This window comes from Nocardia abscessus (genome assembly GCF_015477775.1).
GTDB lineage: Bacteria > Actinomycetota > Actinomycetes > Mycobacteriales > Mycobacteriaceae > Nocardia > Nocardia abscessus_A.
In genome coordinates this window covers 64,108-66,211 of record NZ_JADLQO010000020.1, presented here as the reverse complement: position 1 = coordinate 66,211, position 2,104 = coordinate 64,108, and the positions used below count along the sequence as shown (strand labels likewise).

Annotated in this window: 4 protein-coding genes; 3 read left to right on the top strand and 1 reads right to left on the bottom strand. The window is 66.2% G+C overall.

Features of this window, described 5'->3' with window-relative positions; genetic code table 11:
* Positions 1–16 precede the first annotated feature (16 nt).
* Genes IU450_RS34855 through IU450_RS34845 form a run of 3 tightly spaced genes read left to right on the top strand, consistent with a single transcriptional unit; the run spans position 17 to position 1,301 of the window.
* A complete protein-coding gene (locus tag IU450_RS34855; RefSeq protein ID WP_043692050.1) occupies positions 17–433 on the top strand; it encodes a cupin domain-containing protein in 417 nt (138 codons plus the stop codon).
* Entirely contained in the window at positions 430–579 is a 150-nt protein-coding gene (locus IU450_RS34850) for a hypothetical protein (protein ID WP_195153971.1), read from the top strand. The genes IU450_RS34855 and IU450_RS34850 overlap by 4 nt, the downstream gene beginning before the upstream one ends.
* Positions 576–1,301, top strand: coding sequence for a hypothetical protein (locus tag IU450_RS34845; RefSeq protein WP_228835555.1), 726 nt, complete (start codon positions 576–578; stop codon positions 1,299–1,301). The genes IU450_RS34850 and IU450_RS34845 overlap by 4 nt, the downstream gene beginning before the upstream one ends.
* On the opposite strand, the gene IU450_RS34840 is transcribed toward IU450_RS34845, so the two are convergent.
* The gene (locus IU450_RS34840; protein ID WP_195153970.1) at positions 1,279–2,037 is read right to left on the bottom strand and encodes a polyprenol monophosphomannose synthase; all 759 of its coding nucleotides are present in this window, start codon (positions 2,035–2,037) and stop codon (positions 1,279–1,281) included. The genes IU450_RS34845 and IU450_RS34840 overlap by 23 nt on opposite strands.
* Positions 2,038–2,104 lie beyond the last annotated feature (67 nt).

The window sequence follows — 2,104 nt, the reverse complement described above, 5'->3', positions numbered from 1 at the left end:
TGAAGGGATGCAGTAAATGAAGGTCGAAGTCCTCACCCCCTCGTGCAACCTCGACACCGTCCGCGACGGGCGCGGCGGCATTTTCACCTGGGTCCCGCCGGAACCCCTGCTGGAGTTCAACCTGATCTACATGCACCCCGGCAAGGTGCGTGGCCTGCACTACCACCCGCATTTCGTCGAGTACCTGCTGTTCGTCGAGGGCAATGGCGTGCTGGTGACCAAGGACGACCACGAGGACCCGAACTGCCCGGAGGAATTCATCCACGTGGGCAAGGGCATCTGCACGCGCACGCCGATCGGGGTGATGCACACGGTGTACTCGATCACTCCGCTGACGTTCGTCGCCATGCTGACCAAGCCGTGGGACGAGTGCGATCCGCCGATCGTGCAGGTGGCGCCGCTGCCGCACACCTTGGAAGGCAACGGCGCGTGAGCGGTGCACCCGACAGCGGGAAACCGTCCACGGCGAGCCGCCTCCGTGCCGACGTGGGCATCGCGGTGGGCATGGCGTGGGCGGCTGGAGCACGGCGAAGCTCGGCCGCTCGGCGCGACGCGGACGCCGGAAAGGACGCGGTGTGAGCCGTTTACGTGTGGCAGTGATCGGCGCCGGCGGATACGTGGGTGCCGCGCTGGTCGAGGCGCTCGGCAGGAGCGGAGGGTGGGAGGTGGTGCCGGTGGTGCGCGCTGACCATGAAGCGCATCGCGCGGCCGGTCGCTACGACGTGCTGGTCAACGCCGCCTGCCCATCGAAACGTTTCTGGGCCGAGCACAATCCCGACACCGACCGCCAGGAGACGGTGGACAAGACGCGCCTGCTGCGCGAGCGGTGGAACTGGGACCGGTTCGTGCAGATCAGCAGCATCTCCGCGCGCACCCAGTTGGACACGGTGTACGGACGCCACCGCGCGGAAGCCGAACAATTGTGTTCCGGCGCAGATGATCTCGTCGTCCGCCTCGGGCCGATGTACGGCAGCGACTACCGCAAGGGCGTGCTGGCGGACATGGCCGCCGACCGCCCGGTGTTCGCCAGCGGCCGCTCGCGCCAGAGCTTCGCCCCGGTGGACTGGTGCGCCGACTGGATCGCCGCCCACCTTACGGACACCGGCCTGCGCGAGGTCGGCGCACGCACCACCGTGACGCTGGCCGAGGTGCGGGACGCGGTGGGCTCGCGGTCGGAGTTCGCCAAAGACTATGTGGACGATCAGTTCCCGATCACCGCCACCGGCCCCGACTGGCCGGAGGCGGCGGCGGTGATCGACTGGCTGGCCGGGCGGAGGGTCAGCGATGCGCAGGCGAACTGATGCGGTGCCTGCTGGGGCGCAGGTATTTCTCCGCGCACAGCACCAGCAGGAAACGCACGCTGGTCGCCACGTCCCGGGTGCGCATCTTGGAGGCGCCCGCGGTGCGGTTGAGGACGTGGATCGGCACCTGCTCGATCCGGTAACCGTTGGCGGCGAGGATGTACAGACTTTCGAAGAAGAAGGAGTATCCGGTCGAGCGAACACGATCGAAAGCGGCCACCGGAACCGTATCCAGCCGGTAGTATCTGAACGCGCCGGTGGCATCGTAGGGCATCCGCAGCAATGTCACGGTGAGAAAATGCCCGACCCGGGTGAGGACCTTGCGGAAGGGAGTCCAGTCGGCGAGGCTGTCCTCTTTCAGATATCGCGATCCGACCACGATGTCGAAACCGGACGCCGCCGCGCGCAATGCCGGAAGATACGACGGCGGATGCGCGAAATCGGAATCCATCGTGATGATGTGCCGATATCCCTGCGCGTAGGCCCAGCGGATACCGGCCTGGTGCGCGGAGCCGACGCCTTGCCGACCGGCCCGATGCAGCACGTGGATACGGGGCGCATGCTGTCGGGCCAGGTCATCGAGTACATCGCCGGTGCCGTCCGGGGAGTTGTCGTCGACGAACAGGACATCGAAATCGGTGCCCTGTTCCAGGATCTGAGCGAGCAACGGGCCCACGTTGCGACGCTCGTTGTACGTCGGAATCATTACCAGAGTTTTCTCGGAGGCCGCGCTCATGCAATCGAATTCTAATACCGGCGGCGACCGAAAGATAGGTATTGCCCGCCATTTGGCTACCGGTTAG

Excerpts from the sequence above, each read along its gene's own strand:
- IU450_RS34855 (WP_043692050.1), top strand. The coding sequence starts at position 17 with ATGAAGGTCGAAGTCCTCACCCCCTCGTGCAACCTCGACACCGTCCGC.
- IU450_RS34840 (WP_195153970.1), bottom strand. The coding sequence starts at position 2,037 with ATGAGCGCGGCCTCCGAGAAAACTCTGGTAATGATTCCGACGTACAAC.